The following is a 19,002-nucleotide window of genomic DNA, read 5'->3' on the forward strand; positions in this document are numbered from 1 at the left end:
GGAAATAGCTGGTTCTCCGCGAAAGCTATTTAGGTAGCGCGTCGGATATCACCTGCGGGGGTAGAGCACTGGATGGGCTAGGGGGGCGCGAGCCTTACCAAACCTAACCAAACTCCGAATACCGCAGAGTGCAGTCCGGCAGACAGACGGTGGGTGCTAAGGTCCATCGTCGAGAGGGAAACAGCCCAGACCGCCAGCTAAGGTCCCCAAATCACGGCTAAGTGGGAAAGGATGTGGGAAGGCCATGACAACCAGGAGGTTGGCTTAGAAGCAGCCATCCTTTAAAGAAAGCGTAATAGCTCACTGGTCTAGTTAAGCCGGCCTGCGCCGAAAATGTATCGGGGCTCAAGCCGTGTACCGAAGCTGCGGATGCGATCTTTGATCGCGTGGTAGCGGAGCGTTCCGTAAGCCTGCGAAGGGTGTCCGTGAGGCCGCCTGGAGGTATCGGAAGTGAGAATGCTGACATGAGTAGCGACAAACAGTGTGAGAAACACTGTCGCCGAAAGTCCAAGGGTTCCTGCGCAAGGTTAATCCACGCAGGGTGAGCCGGCCCCTAAGGCGAGGCCGAAAGGCGTAGTCGATGGGAACCACGTTAATATTCGTGGGCCTGGCGGAGGTGACGGATTGGAAAGCGTGTACGATCTTATCGGATTGATCGTGCTGTGGACCGGTTCCAGGAAATAGCCCCGCCTTACAGACCGTACCCCAAACCGACACAGGTGGACTGGTAGAGTATACCCAGGCGCTTGAGAGAATGGTGTTGAAGGAACTCGGCAAATTGCCCTCGTAACTTCGGAAGAAGAGGGCCCCGTTGTGGCGCAAGCCATGGCGGGGGGCACAGACCAGGGGGTAGCGACTGTTTACTAAAAACACAGGGCTCTGCGAAGCCACACAAGGCGACGTATAGGGTCTGACGCCTGCCCGGTGCCGGAAGGTTAAGAGGAGGAGTGCAAGCTCTGAATTGAAGCCCCGGTAAACGGCGGCCGTAACTATAACGGTCCTAAGGTAGCGAAATTCCTTGTCGGGTAAGTTCCGACCTGCACGAATGGCGTAACGACTTCCCCGCTGTCTCCAACACCAACTCAGCGAAATTGAACTCTCCGTGAAGATGCGGAGTTCCCGCGGTCAGACGGAAAGACCCCGTGCACCTTTACTACAGCTTTGCAGTGGTGCTAGGGACTTCATGTGTAGGATAGGTGGGAGGCTTGGAAACATGGGCGCCAGCTCGTGTGGAGCCAACCTTGAAATACCACCCTTGAAGTCTCTGGCATCTAACCGTGGCCCGTTATCCGGGTCCGGGACCCTGCATGGCGGGTAGTTTGACTGGGGCGGTCGCCTCCCAAAGTGTAACGGAGGCGCGCGATGGTGGGCTCAGAGCGGTCGGAAATCGCTCGACGAGTGCAATGGCATAAGCCCGCCTGACTGCAAGACTGACAAGTCGAGCAGAGACGAAAGTCGGCCATAGTGATCCGGTGGCTCCACGTGGACGGGCCATCGCTCAACGGATAAAAGGTACGCCGGGGATAACAGGCTGATGACTCCCAAGAGTCCATATCGACGGAGTCGTTTGGCACCTCGATGTCGGCTCATCACATCCTGGGGCTGGAGCAGGTCCCAAGGGTTCGGCTGTTCGCCGATTAAAGTGGTACGTGAGCTGGGTTTAGAACGTCGTGAGACAGTTCGGTCCCTATCTGCCGTGGGTGTCGGAGTTTTGCGAGGATCTGTCCCTAGTACGAGAGGACCGGGATGGACATACCTCTGGTGCACCGGTTGTCACGCCAGTGGCATGGCCGGGTAGCTAAGTATGGACGGGATAACCGCTGAAAGCATCTAAGCGGGAAACCCACCTCTAAACCAGAACTCCCTTGAGAGCCGTGACAGACCATCACGTCGATAGGAGGCATGTGGACGGGCAGCAATGCCTGAAGCTAAGCCTTACTAATCGCTCGATCGGCTTGATCTCGACACCACTAACCGCGCCATGCGCAGCAGCAAGCCTGCTCGAAAACAGCAGCTTGACCAGCGCATCGCCGTTCGATACATCCTCATCCTCACTTGCACGAACAAGCATATGCGCTTTCGGTAACGATGCGTCGGTCTTGTGCCTCGGTGACCTGGTGGTCATGGCGAGGTGTCAAACACCCGATCCCATCCCGAACTCGGCCGTGAAAAGCCTCCGCGCCAATGGTACTGCGTCTTAAGACGTGGGAGAGTAGGTCGCCGCCAGGTCGCTCAGGCACAAGAGACGCTTCAAACCAAAGCACGCACGCTTGCATCTTCACACTGATCGGAAACGCCCCGCCTCGAAAGAGATGGGGCGTTTGGCGTTTTGCTTCGGTGCTCGTCGGTCATGCCGGCTGCGATGGCGGTCCATGCCACAACCCTGTAAAGCAATTCGAAATTAAATGCACCAGCCTTGTATTTTTCAAACGTATCAAGCAAATTGTACGTATTAGCCAACCTTTAGGTGTGTCATGGGTTTAGCCAGTTTCGATGCCGGCAGCTATCTGGCTGCAAACTCTGACCTCCTCAAGGCCGGTCTTTCGCTCTCTGACGCGGAGCAGCATTACCTGGCCTTCAGTCAGAGGGAAGGGCGGCCGACAGCCTTTGACAGTGCTGCTTACCTCGCATCCAATTCCGATCTGCGCAGCGCGTTCAAAACCGATATATCGGCGGCTCTTCGACATTACATCACGAGCGGATGGAAAGAGAATCGGAGCATCAGCTTCAATGCCGCCGAATACCTGGCATCGAATCGCGATCTTCTGGCTGCCGGTTTCACCACACAAACGGCCGCACAGCACTACATCAATTTTGGAGCGAATGAAAACCGTTCGTTGACGTCATTCGATGCTTCGGCCTATCTGGCGGCCAACACGGATCTTTCAACCGCGCTCAAGGCTGATGCAAGCGCCGCTTTGCAGCATTATGTCATGACAGGCTGGCAGGAAAATCGGGCGATCACGGTCAAGGCGGTGGAGACACCGTCAACCGAAAGCCGTCCGACCGATGTGACTCCAAGCCGTCCGCCGACACAGGTCGAAGAGATCCACTTCCAGACCGTGGGTTTCTTCGATCAAAATGGCGCAAGCTACTCGGGCATCGGAATGCAGGCCGGCCAGAAATATCTGGTCGAAGCCCGGGGCAGGTCCAGCGGGGGAGGGACGCTTGCAGATCCGTATGTCGAAGGCGGCTATCTGACCCGAGTGGGTGGAACACCGGTCGGTCCCCCTGGTTCGGGGATCACATCCGGTGGCACCCTCAGCTTCGCCGTGGTGGCATCCGATGACAATGGTGGAACCGGGTTGGATGCCAAGCTGATTTTCACTGCCCTGGAAACCGCGGTGTTCAATTTCCGGGTTTTGTCGAAGGATGCGACGTTCGGAAGCTATACGCTTTCCGTGAATTCCATCTGAGCCGACCCAATAGCTTAGGTATCGAACCGGTTGCAAGCTGCTGCCCTGCCGAAGGATAACAGGGGCGGGAGCCGTCGGATGACGGCGGCAGGGGGTGGCGATGGGTGATTCGGACGATCTCTTCGACATGTATCGCAAGGACCACGCCGCGGCGGCGCTGACCGGTTCCGCCCTGGCGGCGGCGCTTGCCGACACGGTGAAGCGCAGCTTCGCCCAGATCGAGGAGCTTTGCGCCGATGTGACGCGGGCGCTTGCCCAGGCGCGCTACACCACGAAGCTGGCGCAGACGGTGACCGACCGGTCGAGCTACGTGCGGCTCGACCGCCAGTCGGAGACCTTCCGCGACTATCTGCGGAACTGGAGCCAGCAGCGGGCCGACAAGGGCGCCGGCGGCATGCATTGGGAAGCGCAGATCCTCGTCACCGACCATCGGCGGACGACGAAGGAGATCGGGCTGGGCGTCGCCTTCGAATGGCCGGGTGTGGGGGAGGAGGGCAGCCTCGCCTTCGTCGAATTCTGGCCGACCGGCGCCGGCGTGTCGCTGCCGTCCGATGCCCGCGGCTTCCAGCGCGCACTGGTCGCCAGCATCATCAAGCTGGAACAGGCCGGCGAGCTGTCCAGCGTGAAGGGCCGCTAAAGTCGATCAGACTCTAACAGGCGTCACAGCGTGGCGTTCAGACCGGAGGCCGACAGTTCCACCGGCCGGCGCGCCTGTCCGTCGCGGGCATAGGTGCCGTCGCTCGACGCCTTTTCCAGCGCCGTCAGCAGGTTGCGGTTGATGGTCAGCACCGCTTTGCGCAGGGCGACGAGGCTGGAAGCGTTGACCGACACCGCCCGTTCCAGCCGGTCGATGCGCTCCAGCGTCATCGCGCGCAGATTGTCGGGCAGGCGGATGCCTTCGTCGCGGGCGCGCAGGACGGCACCCTCCAACTGTTCGGCCATCGCCGCCTTGCGGTGGGCGAAGACCTCCAGCCGGTCGAGCATGCCGGCGGCGATGCAGGCGGATTCCTCCTCCAGCACGGCGGACAGCGCTTCCACCGCGTCGAGGAAGTCGCGCACCAGCAGGGCGGTGGCGCCGTCATAGCCGGGATCGGGAACGGCCGGTCCCTCGGCCTCGGCCTGTTCGGGCCGGCGGTCGGGGGCGAATTCGTGGATCAGGTCCTTGAGGGTGACGCTCATGAGCGCTGCTCCGCTTGGGAGGCGTAGAGGCGGGCGATCTCGTCGTGCGTCATCCTGCCGATGCCGAGCGTGCCGGATTCGGCGATGGCCTTGCCGTATTCCTGCAACATCATGCTGCGCCACGGCTTTTCCGCCGGGCCGCCACCGCCGAACAGCGGGCTTTCGCGCATGCCCGCGAACATGCTTTCCATCAGCTGGCCGACCAGCATCGCCTCGAATTCCTTCGCGACCTTGTCGGCCGCTTCCGGGTTGGGGAGGGCCGGCGTCGTGGTTGCCGGCGTCGGCGTCGCAGGGCTGCGGAGGGTCGTTGCGGCGATGTCCATCGTCGTCTCTCCATCCTGGTCTTCGGGGGTCAGATGATTTCCAGATCGGCGTGCAGGGCGCCGGCAGCCTTGATGGCCTGGAGGATAGCCACCATGTCGCGCGGCCCCACCCCCAGCGCGTTCAGCCCGTTGACCAGCTGTTGCAGGCTGACATTGCCGCCGACGGTCACGAACTGGCGGCCGTTGCCTTCCTGCACCTGCACGTCGGTGCGCGGCACGACGACGGTGGAGCCGTTGCTGAAGGGCTGCGGCTGCGACACCTGCGGCGTCTCCACCACGCGGACGGTCAGGTTGCCCTGGGTGATGGCGACGCGGCTGACCCGGACGTCGTCACCGATGACGATGGTGCCGCTGCGCTCGTCCACCACCACGCGGGCGATGGCATCGGGGCGGACCGCCAGCTGTTCGATCTCGCCAATCAGGCGGGAGACGTTGCCGACATAGGCGCCGGTGATCCGCACGTCGACGGTGGTCAGGTCGACCACCCGGGCGTTGCCGGTGCCGAGCCGGCCGTTCACCGCGTCGGCGATGCGGATCGCCGTGGTGAAGTCGGGATTGCGCAGGGCCATCCGCACCGCGCCGACATCGTTCAGCGCGAATTTCAGCTCGCGCTCCACCGTGGCGCCGTTGGCGATGCGGGCGGTGGTCGGCACGCCCTTGGTCACCGTCGCCGCCGCTCCGCCGGCGGTGAAGCCGCTGACCGACAGCGGCCCCTGGGCCACCGCATAGGCCTCGCCGTCGGCCCCCAGCAGCGGCGTCACCACCAGCGTGCCGCCCAGCAGGCTGGTGGCGTCGCCGAGCGCCGAGACCGTGACATCGACCGTCGTGCCCTGGCGCGGGAAGGGCGGCAGGCTGGCCGTCACCATGACAGCCGCGGCGTTGCGGGTGCGCAGCGTCTCGCCGCGGGTGTTGATGCCCAGCCGCTCCATCATCCCCTTCAGGCTCTGCTCGGTGAAGGGGGTGTTGATCAGCCGGTCGCCGGTGCCGTTCAGCCCGACCACCAGCCCGTAGCCGACCAGCTGGTTGCGGCGGACCCCGTCGAAGGTGACCAGATCCTTCACCCGCGTCTGTGCCGCCGCGGGCACGGCCGACAGCATGCCGAGCGCCAGCAGCAGCCCGCCGGCCAGCACCATGGCGCGGCGCAAGGCGGGCCGGAGCCGGTACGATAGGGGGACCTGGATGCCGGGGCTCATTGCGATAGGCCTAGAGGTAGTTGGTCAGGTGCAGCTTGGCGATGCGCGCGGTGGCGCTGGAGGTGGCGTCGATCTGCGCCTCCAGCTGGCTGATCCGCGTGCTGGCCTCGTAGGGATCGACCCCTTCCAGATTGTCGATCTGCAGGCTGAGGATCGACTTCTGCGTCTTGTGCTGTTCGGCCAGGGTGGCGAGCTGGGCGCGCTGGATGCCGAGCTGCGCCGTCGCCTCCCGCAGCTTGCCGAGGCCGCCGGACAGCTTGTCAACCGCCGTCCTGATGTAGTCGGGATAGGCGTCGACATCCATCTGCGAGGTATCGACCGCCGCCAGCATGTAGATGCCTTCCAGCATCTGCCGCATCATCGGGTCGTTGGCCTGCACGCCATAGGCGATGCCGGTAGACTCCGCCGGCTGGCCGCTGACGCGCGGCGACGCGGCGCCGCCGGGCTGGAGCGCGGTGGTGCCGGTGTAGAAGCCGCCTTCGAAGCTGTCGGTCAGTGGGGCGGGGGCCGGCGTCGCCGGATCGCGCACCGCGAACAGCTCGTCGAGCCGGGCGACGACCGCCGCGGTCTCCGCCGCCGTCTTCGGCATGTCGGTGCCGCCGGTGGCCGACTGGATGGCGTCCCGGACGATCTGCATCGGCGAGCGCAGGCCCGACTTGTCGCCGTCGACATTGCGCATCGGCGGCTGGTCCAGCGCGGTGCCGGCGAAGAGATAGCTGTTGCCGGACGAGGCGTTCAGCAGCCCGACCACCTGGTCCAGTACGCCGCGCGCGCGGATTTGCAGAGACGTCCCGGTCGGCGACTGCTGTCCCAGCCCGGTGGAGGCGGCGGCCAGCAGGTCGGTGCCCGACGCGAGGATGCTGGTCATCGCGCTGTCCATCGTCTTCATCCGGCCGTCGAGCAGGTCGGTGGTCTTCACATACTCGTCGGTGCGGTCGAACAGGTTGCGCAGCGCGATGTCGCGGCCGGTGCCGGCGCCGATGGTCGCGGCGACGTCGGCATGGACGCCGGTCGACACCTCCTCGTTGGCGCTGGTCAGCTCCATCTGCTGCCGGGTCATGGTGCTTTGCAGCGACCGGCTCATCCCCAGCGTGGACAGGGCATTGTACAGCATCGGCTTATCCCTTGATCTGCAACAGGATGTCGATCATGCGGCCGGCGACCTGCACCACCTGGGCGCTGGCGCCATAGCTCTGCTCGATCAGCAGCAGCTTCTGCATCTCGTCGTCGATGTTGACGCCGTCGCGGTTGATGCGGGCGGTCTCCAGCGTGTCGGCGCTGATCTTGCGGGCGTTCATCTCCGACTCGGCACCGGTGCGGTAGCCCTGCTGGGCCGACACCATGGCGGTGGCGTAGCTGCCGAGCGTCGCGTTGGCGGGCATGTCGGTGGCGGCGAAGCTGCGGGTGCCGGTGAAGACGGCCTGGAATTTCTCGATCTGCGTCTGGTCGCCCGGCTGGAGCGGGGCCGCCGCCTGCACGCCGCTCTGCACCCGCCAGCTTTCCGTCCGCACCGCGCCGTTGACGGCGATGCGCGAGGCCAGCCCGGCGGTGGCGCCATAGGCCGCCCCGGCATCGGTGAACAGACCGGGCTGGGTCGGATCGGCCTCCGCCCCCTGGAAGGCCTGGACGAGGCCGACGGCCAGCTCGTCCAGCTGCGCCATCGCGCGGGGCATGTCCTGCTTGACGGTCTGGACATAGCCCATGATGCGGCCGCTCTGGATTTCGCTGTCCGGGTTGGCCGACAGGGCGACGCCGTTCGCCATCACCTCGTCCCCCAGCAGCGTCAGCGGCTGTTCGCCCGGTGCCAGCGGGTGGTCGAGCAGGGTCTGGCCATTGCGGGTCATCACCACCACCTGGCCGTCCTCGCGGCTGTAGGTGCGGATGCCGATCTCCTGCGAGACCTGATCGAGCAGGCGGTCGCGCTGGTCGCGCAGGTCGCCGGCATCGCCGCCGCGCGTCTCCAGCGTCGCGATCTTGCCGTTCAGGTCGCTGATGCGCTGGAGCGAGGTGTTCACCACATCGACGGAGGTCTGGAGCCGGCCCCTGGCATCGTCCTGCACCGTCTGCGCCGCCTCGGCGGCGCGGTTCAGCCCGCCGGCCAGCGCCGTCGCCTGCGACACCACGGCGTTGCGGGCCGCGTCGTCGTTGGGCATGTCGTGCAGGCGGGAGAAGGCCTGCTGCAGTTTCGACAGCTGGGTCGAGACCGACTTTTCGTCCTGCGGCTGGCCCAGCACCAGCGCATAGTCGGCCAGCGCCGAGGCGCGCGCCTCCTGCCCGCTGTAGCGGCTGGTTTCGAACCGCGCGTCGCGGATCAGCAGTTCGTCCACCTTGCGGGCGACGGCGTCGACCCTCACCCCGGCGCCACGGCCGGCGGTGGTGACCGCCGACAGATCGAGGTCGCGGCGCACATAGCCGGCGGTGGTGGCGTTGGCGAGGTTGTGGGACACCATCGCCGCCTGCTGCTGCGTCGTGCGCAGGCCGGACAGGGCGGACGTGAGGGCGAGTTGAACGCTCATGGCCGGGACTCCGTCGGAACTGGGCTCAGCGCTTCAGGCGCGTGGTTTCTTCGACCATCTCGTCGGCGGTGCGCACCAGGGTGGCGCTGGACGAGTAGGCACGCTGCGTCTCGATCAGCGACACCAGCTCGGTCGCGATGTCGACATTCGACTGCTCCAGCGCGCTGCCGACGACGCTGCCGGCGCCGCCCTGCTTGCCCGCACCCAGCGTCAGGGTTCCGGTGTCCGCCCCCAGCGTGTAGGAGTTGCCGTCCTGGGCGACCAGCCCGTCGGGGTTGGTGACGGTGGCGATCGGGATCTGGTACAGCGCCTGACGGGCGCCATTGTCGTACATCACCCACAGCTTGCCGCTGTCGTCGATGTCGACCGAGGTGACCTGACCGACCTTGGCCCCGTCGCCGGTGACGGTCGGCACGTAATCGCCGTTCAGCTGGGTGAGGTTGCCGAGCGACATGGTGAAGCTGTCGGCGGTCGGCGTGGCCGGCGAGGTGACGGTGAGGCCCGGCATCGGGTCAAGCGGCAGGCCCGCGCCGTCCACCGGCTTGCCGGCGTAGGGGCCGGTGGCGGCGAAGGTCAGCGTCGCCGGGGCGCCAGTCACGGTGTAACCGGTGGGGCCGGTGGCGGTGAGCGTCCACTGGTTGGGGCCGGCGGCCTTGGTCCAGGTCATCGACAGGTCGAGCGGATTGCCCAGCCCGTCATAGAAGGTCGGGCTGCTGGTGAAGCTGTCGCCGGTGGCGGCCTGGGCCGGCAGGTTGCCGGAGAAATCCATCTGCGTCGTTTTGCTGCCGCCATAGACGAGGTTGCCGACATTCACCGACTGGAGGTCGTCGAAGCGGGAGCTGCTGACGTTCGGCATGGTGCCGTCCGGGTTCAGCTTCCAGGCTTCCAGATACTGGCCGGCATTGTTGCGCAGGAAGCCGGCCTCGTCGGGCAGGAAGCTGCCGGCGCGGGTCAGCGAATATTGCGGCGTGCCTGAGGCCTTGTTGCCGACGACGAAGAAGCCGTTGCCGCCGATCGCCATGTCGGTGGACGAGCTGGTCCCGAGGATGGTGCCGTCCTGCTGCATCTGATAATGCGTGGCGGACTGCACGCCGCTGGCGGTGTAGGTGCTGCGGCTGCCGGGCGAGGTGACCAGGGTGGAGAAATCCACAGTCGCCCGCTTGTAGCCGACCGTCTGCGAATTGCTGATGTTGTCCGAAATGGCGGCAAGGCGCGAGCTTTGCGCGGACATGCCGCTGACACCGGACCGCATGGCGCTGTAAAGGCTCATCCTTGGAATCCTCTGGTCAACCGTCGAACGGGCCGTCGCAGTGACGACGAACGGAAGGGAAGTTGTGCGTTCCGGGATTCTCCGCGGATGACTGGCGGGGTTAACGGTAGCGAAGGGGTTTTAAAGGGGCTTTAAAGGAAAAAGCGGGCGGTTTTGTTAAAATGTGTAAGGCTTTTTCTTTTGATTGTTTCCCGCCTTGATTGCACCCGCCTATTGCCCCGCCGGCCGCCGCAGCAACGTGATGCTGATCCGCCGGTTGCTGGGGTCGAGCGGGTCGCTGGCGCCGAAATGGTCCAGATCGGCACGCCCTTCCACCCGGACGATGCGCCCGCCCGGAATGCCGCTGGCCAGCAGCTCGCGGCGGGCGGCGTTGGCGCGGTCGCTCGACAGTTCCCAGTTGCCGTACTTCGCATCCGGCGCATAGCCCAGCGCATCCGTGTGGCCGGTGATGCCGATGGGGTTCGGCACCGACGCCAGCGCCGCGGCCACCATCCGCATCAGCCGTCGCCCCTGGTCGTTCATCTGGGCCGAGCCGACCTTGAACATCGAGAAGCGCGCCTGATCGGTCAGCTGGACGCGCAAGCCCTCCGGCACCTGCTGGATCACCAGACTGCCTTGCAGGGCGCTGAGATCCGGCGACGCGGCGATGCGCTGGCGGAGATCCCGTTCCAGCGACTCCAGCGCCACCTTCTCCGTCAGTTCGGAGGACTGGCGGTCGAGCAGCGCCTCCAGCTCCGCGCGGGTGGCCTGGACAGTGGGGGGTGGTGCTTCGGTGGGGGATGCCGGGGGCGCGCTCTCCTTCGCGGGGCGCAGCAGGTCCACCGGCGGAACAGTGCCGCCCGGCGGGTGAGGCATCGGGTCCCTGCGGCCGGCCGGCTGGCGGTCGCTGTCGCCGACCGACGCGACGACGGGCGGGGAGGCGACCGGGCTCGCCTGATCGCCGGCGGCGTTCGGGGTGGTCAACGATCCGCTCTTGTCGACCGAACGGCCGGCCAGCATGCCATCGGCGCCGGAGTTGCTCTGCGACACCGCGACCGGGTTGAAATAGTCGGCGATGCCCTTGCGCTGTTCGGTTGTGGTGATGTTCATCAGCCACATCACCAGGAAGAAGGTCATCATCGCCGTCACGAAGTCGGCGTAGGCCAGCTTCCAGGTTCCGTTGTGCTCCTCTTCCTCGTGGCCGCCGAGGTGGCGCTTGACGATGATCGGGGGCAGGGCGGTCTTGCGCGGCATGGCCGGTCACGCCGCCTGGCGGCCGTCGCGGGCCTTGGCCTGCGACGACAGAGCGGTGGCGACCTCCACCTCGGCAAGGCTGGGCTGGATGTCGGTGTACAGCACCTTGCGGGCATATTCGGCGCAGACCTGCGGCGGGCTGCCGCGCAGATAGGCGCACAGCGCCGCCTTGATGCAGAAATACATGTTCAGTTCCGATTCGCGGCGCTGGCGGGCGGCGCTGGCGATGGGACCGACCATGCCGTAGGACAGCAGCACGCCGAGGAAGGTGCCGGTCAGCGCGCCGCCGATCATCCGGCCCAGCACCTCCGGCGCCTCGCTGATCGCGCCCATGGCGTTGATGACGCCCAGCACCGCGGCGACGATGCCCAGCGCCGGCAGCGCGTCGGCAAGGTTCTGCAACGCCTTCGGCACCTGGTTCAGCTCGCGGCCCAGCGTGTCCAGCTCTTCCGCCATCAGCGATTCCAGGTCGTGCGGGTTGTCCTGGCCGAGTGCTATCAGGCGCAGGTAATCGCACAGGAAGGTGATGCAGCGGTCATAGCGCAGGACATTGGGATACTGGGTGAACAGCGGGCTGTCGGCCGGCTTGTCGATGTCGGCCTCGATCTGCGACATGCCCTTGGACTTGGCGACGCGCAGCAGCCCGTAGACCAGCGCGATCATGTCGAGATAGTCGTTCTTGGGGGTGGTCCGGCCTCGGGCGATGGTGCCGACGGCGCGCAGCGTGTCGCGCAGCACCGCCGGGCTGTTGGCGATGGCGAAGCCGCCGATGCCGGCGCCGATGATGATGACGATCTCCACCGGCTGCCACAGCACCGCCATCCGCCCGCCCATCGCGTAGAACCCGCCGAGCACGCTGGCAAACACCGCGATCAACCCGAACATCAAGCGCATGTCTTCTTCTCCGGATGTGCAAAGGCCATCGCGATTGGGGGCAACGGTCCGCCGACGCTACAGCCCGCCGTTTAAAGCGGCTTTACGGATCGGGGCCCAAAGGTCAGGGGGACTTCCGCCACCCGCGCGCCAGCCGGTCGAGCGCGGTCGCCGCGGCAAGGTCACGCTCCACCGACTCCGCGCGCAGCGGCCCGTCGGCGGGCGGCGGGGCGAGCGCATCGAGCAGCCCGGCCCAGCGGGTGCCGGCCAGCCGCGCCCGCTGGGCCGGGCCGAAGCCGCGCAAGCTTTCCGCGTCGCCGGCCAGATAGGCCGACAACCCCTGCAAGGCCAGATCGTCGGCCGTCGGTTCCGCCCCGGTGGCGGCCAGTTCGGCGAAGGCGCTCCGCGCCGCCCGCCATTCGCCGGCGGCGAACAGCCCCTCGGCCCGCAGCCGCGCCGCCTCCGCCCCGCCCAGGCCGCGCAGCGCGTCGAGCGCCCGCACGGTGTCGCCGTCGCCGAGCAGCGCGTGGGCGCGCAGCAGGGCGCGGCGTTCGGCCAGGGCCGGCTCCAACGCCGACCCGCCGGTGCGGGCGAGCACATCCAGCGCCTCCCCCTCGCGCCCGCCGTCGATCAGGGCGCGGGCCAGGGTGGCGCCAAGCTCCGCCCGGCGCGGCCCGGTGGCGCCTTCCGTCAGCGCATGCAGGATGCGGGTCGCCTCCAGCCCATAACCGTCGCGCAGCAGCAGCGTGGCGAGCCTCAGGCGCAGCCCGCCGTCCGGGCCGTCAACCAGCGTCACCAGCCGGCCGTGCCGCGCCTGCAACGCCAGAGCATAGAGCCCGCCCGGCGGCGACCGTTCCAGCCGGTCGAGCACCGCGGTCAGCAGGGTCCGCCCGGCGGCCAGCGCGTCGCGCCCGCGCGCGGTGGCGCCGAAGCGCCGTCCCAGCAGGCCGAAGATGTCGAGCGCCGCGTCGGTCCTGCCGCTGCGGGCATAGGCGCCGCCGAGCGCGGCCAGCGCATCCGTCTCGACATCGTCACCGCGCCAGGCGAAGCGCAGGGCTTCCAGCGCCTGGATGGCGCCGTCCTCGTCCAGCCGCCCCAGTCCGCGGCGCAGCTCGATAGCGCGCACCTCGGCCCGGCGGGCGAAGGGACCGCGGCGCAAGGCCGCCGCGGCGTCATAGCGCTCGAGAGCCGCGTCCGGCGTCGCCTTCAGCTCCGCCAAGCGGCCGCGGAAGTAATCGAGCCGGCCATCGGCCATGCCCTTCGAATCGACGGTGATCATCTCCAGCACGATCAGGTTCAGCGCCGCGCTGTCTCCGGCCTCGTCCGCCGCGGCGGCGAGCGTGGTCAGCAGCCGGCTGCGCAGGTCGGCCGGATAGTCGAGCAGCCGGCGGAGCGCGATGGGCAGCCCCTCCTTCGCCGTCGTCCAGCGGGTCGGCGCCAGGGCCACGCTGCGCCAGACATGGTGGTCGGGCATGGCGCCGGCCGGCAGCTGGACGAACAGGTTGTCGTCGGGCGCGTCCTCGTGGTCGAGCGCGCGGAAGGCGTCGCCCAGGATGCGCAAGGCATAGCGCTGGTCAGGCGCCGGCGACAGGCTGGCCGCCGTCTCCAGCGCCGCGCGCCCCTCCTCGTCCATGGCGCGGGCGAGCAGGAAGCGGACCAGCGCGATCTGCGCCTCGACTCGCGCGCGGCCCTGCGCCGTGTCGAGCGCGCTTTGCAGAGCCTCGCGCGTGCGGTTGAAATCGTCCCCGGCCCAGCCGGCGAGATCCATCGCCCCGATGGGCGGCGGAGCGGGCGGCTTGGGCGGCTCTGCGGCCTGCGGGACGGGTTTCGGCGTGCGCTCCGGCATGCGCTCCAGTTGCCGCAGGGTCTGTTGGATGCTGTCGCGCACCTCGCCTTCCAGGCTGGCGACGACGGGGAGGGGCGCACTCTCTCTCCCCCCCTCCTTCTCCCTCTCCCCCCCGGGGAGATGGTCGGGGTGAGGGGGATAAATTGCGTGGCTATCCCGAGACTCCTCGCCGCGTTCCCCCCTCACCCTAACCCTCTCCCCGGGGGGGAGAGGGGATTGCTCCTGAGGTGCTAGAGTGGCAGGCGCCGCGTTCGCCGTGCCGATGGGGTTCAGCGCTTCGACGACTCCGGCGATACTGACAGCGCCAACCTCCGGCGGCGCAGCCGCGACCACCGCATCCGGCGTCCCCTCCACCGCCCCCTCCCCCGGTGCTCCCGGTTTGACCCCCGGAACCGGCGGCCCGCCGACATCGACGATCAGGTTTCGCCGTTCCATGAAGCTGGCCACCCGCGCCCCGCAGGGCACCGTCGCGGTCAGGCTGCGCCCGCCATCCGCCGTGACGAAGTCCGACAGCCGGCGGGAAAAGCTGTCGCGCAAACTCGCCAGCGGCCAGCGCACCGGATCGGGCACGGCGATGCGCAGGACGCAGCCGTCGACGACCGCGACCGGCTCCACCCCCTTCGGCACCGACAGCACCAGCCGCGAATAGTTGCCATGATCGCCCAGCTGCGCGCGGACGGCGGCCTGCGCCGGCCCCGGCGCCGCCAGCAGGGCGAGAACCAGCGTCGAACCAAGCGTCAATGCGGTATCCGGGCGCCGTTTCATCACAGTCGTCTCGCATTTTATCGAAATGATTGCCAAACCCTTGCCAAGTCCCGCAAGGCATCGGCAGGATCGGCTCAGGTTGAAACCCGGCTTTAAACTGCCTCGTCCAGATTAAGGCGGAGTTCAAAACCGGAGTGTTCGGCGATGGAGAACCAGCTTTACATCGGACTGTCGCGCCAGATGGCGCTGCGGCGGCAGCTGGACGTCGTGGCGAACAACGTCGCCAACATGAATACCGTCGGTTTCCGTGGCGAACGCACGCTGTTCGAAGCGGCGATGGAGGCCGGCGGACGCAAGCCTACCGACCGCATCGCCTTCACCATCGACCGCTCCACCTACACCGACCTGCGGGCCGGCGCCTTCACCGAGACCGGCAACCCCTATGACGTGGCGCTGGACGGCGACGGCTTCCTGTCGGTGCAGACGCCGGACGGCGTGCGCTACACCCGCGATGGCCGGCTGCGCCGCGATGCCGACGGCACGCTGGTCGGCCCCAACGGGTACGCCGTACTCGACGACGGCCGTCGGCCCATCGTCATCCCGTCCGATGCGTCCAGGATCACCATCGGCTCCGACGGGCTGCTGTCGGCCGACGGCGCCGTGGTCTCCCGCATCGCCGTCTCGCGCTTCGACAACCCGCAGGCGCTGAAGCAGACCGGCGACCTGCTGTTCGAACCGGCCGACGGCATGGAGGCGCGCCCCGCCCCCGATACCCGGCTGGTGGAGGGCAAGGTCGAGCGGTCCAACGTGCAGGGCATCGTCGAGATCGGCCGCATGATGGACCTGACCCGCAACTATCAGGCGGTGACCAAGATGGTGGACGACGGCCAGGACCTGCTGCGCTCCGCCATCAACCGCCTCGGCAAATCCTCTTAAAGTCCCCACAGGGAGAGTCCGTCCATGCGCGTGCTCAGCATCGCGTCCACCGGGATGATGGCCCAGCAGATGAACGTCGAGGTCATCTCGAACAACATCGCCAACATCAACACCACCGCCTTCAAGCGCTCGCGCGCCGAATTCCAGGACCTGATGTATCAGGCGGAAAAGCGTCAGGGCAGCCAGTCGACCGACAGCGGCACCATCGTGCCGACCGGCGTCGAGGTGGGGCTGGGCGTGCGGCCGACCTCGGTCAACCGCATCAACACCACCGGCAACCTGACCTCCACCGGCAACGAGCTGGATCTGGCCATCGAAGGGCGCGGCTATTTCAACGTGACCCAGCCCGGCGGCGAGACCGTCTACACCCGCGCCGGCAGCTTCAAGCTGTCGCCGGAGGGCACCATCGTCACCGCCGACGGCTTCACCGTCGCCCCCGGCATCACCGTGCCGCAGGGCACGCGCGAGGTGGTGATCAACCGCTCCGGCGAGGTGCTGGCCTATGTCGACGGCAAGGCCCAGCCGGTCAACCAGGGCCAGCTGGCGATGACGGTGTTCGTCAACGACAGCGGGCTGGAGGCGCTCGGCGACAATCTGTTCCGCGCCACCCCGGCGTCGGGCGAACCGCAGGAGGGGCTGGCAGGCCAAGCCGGTTTCGGCACCATCCGCCAGAAATACCTGGAATCCTCCAACGTCAACGTCGTGCAGGAAATCACCGAGCTGATTTCGGCCCAGCGCGCCTACGAGATGAACGCCAAGGTGATCGAGGCCGGCGACCAGATGGCCTCCACCATGACCAACATGCGGTGATCATCGTGCAGCACCCCCTCCGCCGGCGGCTCTCCGTTCTCCTGCTCGGGACCATGCTGGCGCTTCCCGTTCCGGCTGCTGCCGGTCCTGTCGAAACGCGGCTGGCGGAGGAGCTTCTGGCTTCCCTCGGCCCCGCGGTTCCGCCGGACGCCCAGGTGGCGCTGACGCTGGGCCGCCCCTTCGACGGGCCGGTGGATGCCGTGCGCGACATCGGGCTGGACCCCCGCACCGGCATTTTCCAGGCCCGCATCCTCAGCAATGGCCACCCGGTCGAGCTGAGCGGCCGGGCCGACGTGGAGGTGACGATGCCGGTGCCGGTCCGCCGCATCCGGCCGGGCGAGGTGATCGAGGTGTCGGACCTGACCACCGTCCGCCTGTCGCTGGACCGTGCCGGGGCCGGCTTCATCGCCACCGCCGACGCGCTGGTCGGCCAGTCGCCGCGCCGGCAGCTCTCCGCCGGGCGGCTGGTCCAGGTCGGTTCGGTCGGCGCCCCCATCGTCGTCCAGCGCAACCGGCCGGTGACGCTGGTCTACGAGGACGGCGCGCTGCTGCTGGCCGCCCGCGGGCGGGCGTTGCAGGAGGGCGGCGTCGGCGACAGCGTCCGTGTCATGAACATCGCCAGCAGCACCGTCGTCACCGGCACCGTGACCGGGGCCGAGACCGTCTCGGTCAGTGGCCCGCGCGTCCCGCAAGCAGCAAGGCCCTGAGATATCCGATGAAGGGAGCTTCCCAGATGCGCACCGCGCTCGTCCCCATCCTGCTGCTGTCGCTTGGCGCCGGCGGCTGCGCGCGGCTGGCCGACATCGGCAGCCCTCCTTCCCTGTCGGAGATTTCCAACCCGGCGATGCAGCCGGAAGCCCGCGTCATCTCGCTGCCGATGCCGCAGCCGTCGATGGCCGAACAGATCCCAAGCTCGCTGTGGCGCACCGGGTCGCGCGACTTCTTCCGCGATCCCCGCGCCAAGGCGGTGGGCGACCTGCTGACCGTCGTCATCGACATCTCCGACCAGGCGCAGCTGCGCAACAGCACCCAGCGCGGGCGCACCAACAACGAGAAGGCCGGACTGCCCAACTTCTTCGGGCTGGAGAGCCGCCTTCCCGCCATCCTGCCCGACGCGGTCGATCCGTCCAGCCTGGTCGATCTCGACAGCTCCAGCACGTCGAGCGGTAACGGCACCATCCAGCGCAACGAGCGCATCGCCATGCGCGTCGCCGCCGTGGTGACCCAGGTGCTGCCCAACGGCAATTTCGTCATCGCCGGCCGGCAGGAGGTGCGGGTGAACTACGAGCTGCGCGAGATGCGCATCGCCGGCGTCATCCGGCCCGAGGACATCAGCAACGCCAACACCATCGAATACGACAAGATCGCCGAGGCGCGCATCACCTATGGCGGCCGCGGCCAGATCACCGACGTGCAGCAGCCGCGCTACGGCCAGCAGGTGCTGGACGTGATTCTGCCTTTCTGATGCCTTTGGCCCTTCTGATGATCCGGCCTGTTCGGGAGCCCGCGCCATGAAAGCCGTCCTGCTGTTCGCCGTGGCCGCGGCGCTCGCCTTCGCCGGCGGCTACGGCTTCGGCCGGTTCGAGGCCCCGCAGGGCGCCGGCCCCACCCCCGCCGCTCCCGCGGAAACCGTCGTCGGCGGCCCCTATTACGTGGAGGCCGGCCAGCTGGTGGTGCCGATGCTGGAGCGCGGGCGGACCATCGCCTTCATCCTGACCCAGGTGACGCTGGAAGCCGGCAGCGCCGACGACGCCTTGCTGGTCCGCCGCCGCCTGCCGCACGCCCGCAGCGCCATGCTGGAGGCCCTGTTCGACCTCGCCGGCCATGGCCGCTTCAACGGCCCGGCGGTCGACCCGCAGGGCGTCGCCACTGCGCTGCTGGCCGGCGCCAACGGTTCCCTCACCGGTCGCGAGACCGCCCAGCCGATCCGCGCCGTGCTGATCGACCGCCTGCTGCGCCAGGACAACACGCGGCTGTGACGAACCTGAGATGCTCCCTCTCCCGTCCCGGGAGAGGGCATATCTTCACGACGCCGACAGCACCGCGCTCGAATCCACCGTGGCGCCGTTCTTCAGCACGAACTTGCTGGCGCCGTCGACGCTGCGCACCTCGGCCACCGTGTCGCTGACGACGGTGGCGCTGTTCAGCGCCTTGCCGTCCTTGTCCTTCGCCGTCACCCGCAGCGTGTAGACCCCGTCCGGCGCCGTACCGCCGCTGGCGGTCCTGCCGGTCCAGTCGAAGACCTGCCGGCCGGCCTTCGGCGAGCCGGGCGTGCTGTAGACGACGCTGCCGGCACTGTTCAGCACCTCCAGCTTCACGGAAGCCGGCGTGCCGTCGACGGTGTAGGCGGCCTCCGCCTTGCCGCCGGTCAGCGACAGCTGGTCGGACGCCACCTCCACCTTGCGGCCGAGCAGGGCCATGTCCATGCGCATGCCGCTGCTCTTGAGCGTGTCCAGCACCTTGCCCAGCGTGTCGTTGGAGCGTATCGACTGTTCCACCGTGGACAGCTGCGCCAGCTGGGTCATGAACTGGGTGGCGTCCATCGGCGCCAGCGGGTCCTGGTTGCGCAGCTGCGCGGTCAGCAGCTTGAGAAAGGATTCGTAATCGACGGTGGCCTTCTTGGGCTCTTCCGTGGCGGCCGACTTTGTGGCGGCCGTCGTCGGGGCGGTGCTGGGCGTTGTGGTCATGGCGGGACAGTCTTT

Annotated in this window: 17 protein-coding genes and 2 rRNA genes (1 of these 19 only partly in view); 9 read left to right on the forward strand and 10 right to left on the reverse strand. The window is 67.4% G+C overall.

The annotated features are described in order from the left end of the window. The 4 genes from ABNQ38_RS12435 to ABNQ38_RS12450 all read left to right on the forward strand — a co-directional run. Positions 1-1,963, forward strand: a 23S ribosomal RNA gene (locus ABNQ38_RS12435); it begins 782 nt to the left of the window's first position. Positions 1,964-2,113: 150 nt separating this feature from the next. Then, a 5S ribosomal RNA gene (gene rrf / locus ABNQ38_RS12440) occupies positions 2,114-2,229 on the forward strand. Between the two features lie 245 nt (positions 2,230-2,474). Then, on the forward strand, positions 2,475-3,416 hold the full coding sequence (locus tag ABNQ38_RS12445; RefSeq protein ID WP_377807680.1) for a hypothetical protein: 942 nt from the start codon (positions 2,475-2,477) through the stop codon (positions 3,414-3,416). 100 nt (positions 3,417-3,516) lie between these two features. Further along, the gene (locus tag ABNQ38_RS12450) at positions 3,517-4,053 is read left to right on the forward strand and encodes a hypothetical protein (RefSeq protein ID WP_377807681.1); all 537 of its coding nucleotides are present in this window, start codon (positions 3,517-3,519) and stop codon (positions 4,051-4,053) included. A 23-nt stretch (positions 4,054-4,076) separates the two neighbouring features. On the opposite strand, the gene ABNQ38_RS12455 is transcribed toward ABNQ38_RS12450, so the two are convergent. From ABNQ38_RS12455 to ABNQ38_RS12495, 9 genes are all read right to left on the reverse strand, one after another. After that, positions 4,077-4,595: a flagellar protein FlgN gene (locus tag ABNQ38_RS12455; protein WP_377807683.1), complete on the reverse strand. Its 519-nt coding sequence runs from the start codon at positions 4,593-4,595 to the stop codon at positions 4,077-4,079. Next, complete coding sequence (locus ABNQ38_RS12460; RefSeq protein ID WP_377807684.1) at positions 4,592-4,918, reverse strand: rod-binding protein; 327 nt, start codon at positions 4,916-4,918, stop codon at positions 4,592-4,594. Before ABNQ38_RS12460 ends, ABNQ38_RS12455 begins: the two co-directional genes overlap by 4 nt. A gap of 29 nt (positions 4,919-4,947) precedes the next feature. Further along, entirely contained in the window at positions 4,948-6,111 is a 1,164-nt protein-coding gene (locus ABNQ38_RS12465) for a flagellar basal body P-ring protein FlgI (RefSeq protein WP_377807685.1), read from the reverse strand. A 10-nt stretch (positions 6,112-6,121) separates the two neighbouring features. Then, positions 6,122-7,225 (reverse strand): flagellin, encoded by a 1,104-nt coding sequence (locus ABNQ38_RS12470; protein ID WP_377807686.1) that lies wholly within the window; start codon positions 7,223-7,225, stop codon positions 6,122-6,124. A 4-nt stretch (positions 7,226-7,229) separates the two neighbouring features. Continuing rightward, positions 7,230-8,627, reverse strand: coding sequence for a flagellar hook-associated protein FlgK (gene flgK, locus ABNQ38_RS12475; RefSeq protein ID WP_377807687.1), 1,398 nt, complete (start codon positions 8,625-8,627; stop codon positions 7,230-7,232). Between the two features lie 25 nt (positions 8,628-8,652). Next, positions 8,653-9,897 (reverse strand): flagellar hook protein FlgE, encoded by a 1,245-nt coding sequence (locus ABNQ38_RS12480; RefSeq protein ID WP_377807688.1) that lies wholly within the window; start codon positions 9,895-9,897, stop codon positions 8,653-8,655. A 210-nt stretch (positions 9,898-10,107) separates the two neighbouring features. Further along, positions 10,108-11,130, reverse strand: coding sequence for a flagellar motor protein MotB (locus ABNQ38_RS12485; protein WP_377807689.1), 1,023 nt, complete (start codon positions 11,128-11,130; stop codon positions 10,108-10,110). A 6-nt stretch (positions 11,131-11,136) separates the two neighbouring features. Continuing rightward, a complete protein-coding gene (motA, locus tag ABNQ38_RS12490) occupies positions 11,137-12,024 on the reverse strand; it encodes a flagellar motor stator protein MotA (protein ID WP_377807690.1) in 888 nt (295 codons plus the stop codon). A gap of 103 nt (positions 12,025-12,127) precedes the next feature. Then, on the reverse strand, positions 12,128-14,614 hold the full coding sequence (locus ABNQ38_RS12495) for a hypothetical protein (RefSeq protein ID WP_377807691.1): 2,487 nt from the start codon (positions 14,612-14,614) through the stop codon (positions 12,128-12,130). Positions 14,615-14,758: 144 nt separating this feature from the next. On the opposite strand from ABNQ38_RS12495, the gene flgF reads away from it, so the two are divergent. From flgF to ABNQ38_RS12520, 5 genes are read left to right on the forward strand one after another with little or no spacing between them, the layout of a single operon-like run. Next, complete coding sequence (flgF, locus tag ABNQ38_RS12500; RefSeq protein WP_377807692.1) at positions 14,759-15,490, forward strand: flagellar basal-body rod protein FlgF; 732 nt, start codon at positions 14,759-14,761, stop codon at positions 15,488-15,490. 24 nt (positions 15,491-15,514) lie between these two features. Beyond that, on the forward strand, positions 15,515-16,300 hold the full coding sequence (gene flgG / locus ABNQ38_RS12505) for a flagellar basal-body rod protein FlgG (protein ID WP_109050682.1): 786 nt from the start codon (positions 15,515-15,517) through the stop codon (positions 16,298-16,300). A gap of 5 nt (positions 16,301-16,305) precedes the next feature. Then, positions 16,306-17,007: a flagellar basal body P-ring formation chaperone FlgA gene (flgA, locus tag ABNQ38_RS12510; RefSeq protein WP_377807693.1), complete on the forward strand. Its 702-nt coding sequence runs from the start codon at positions 16,306-16,308 to the stop codon at positions 17,005-17,007. Between the two features lie 26 nt (positions 17,008-17,033). Next, complete coding sequence (gene flgH / locus ABNQ38_RS12515; RefSeq protein WP_377807694.1) at positions 17,034-17,765, forward strand: flagellar basal body L-ring protein FlgH; 732 nt, start codon at positions 17,034-17,036, stop codon at positions 17,763-17,765. A 46-nt stretch (positions 17,766-17,811) separates the two neighbouring features. After that, positions 17,812-18,279 (forward strand): hypothetical protein, encoded by a 468-nt coding sequence (locus tag ABNQ38_RS12520; protein ID WP_377807695.1) that lies wholly within the window; start codon positions 17,812-17,814, stop codon positions 18,277-18,279. 45 nt (positions 18,280-18,324) lie between these two features. Here ABNQ38_RS12520 and ABNQ38_RS12525 read toward each other — a convergent pair whose 3' ends face one another. Next, positions 18,325-18,987, reverse strand: a complete 663-nt coding sequence (locus tag ABNQ38_RS12525; RefSeq protein ID WP_377807696.1) for a flagellar hook assembly protein FlgD — start codon at positions 18,985-18,987, stop codon at positions 18,325-18,327. Positions 18,988-19,002 lie beyond the last annotated feature (15 nt).

This window comes from Azospirillum sp. A29, assembly GCF_042604625.1.
In the GTDB taxonomy this organism is placed as follows: Bacteria; Pseudomonadota; Alphaproteobacteria; order Azospirillales; family Azospirillaceae; genus Azospirillum; species Azospirillum palustre.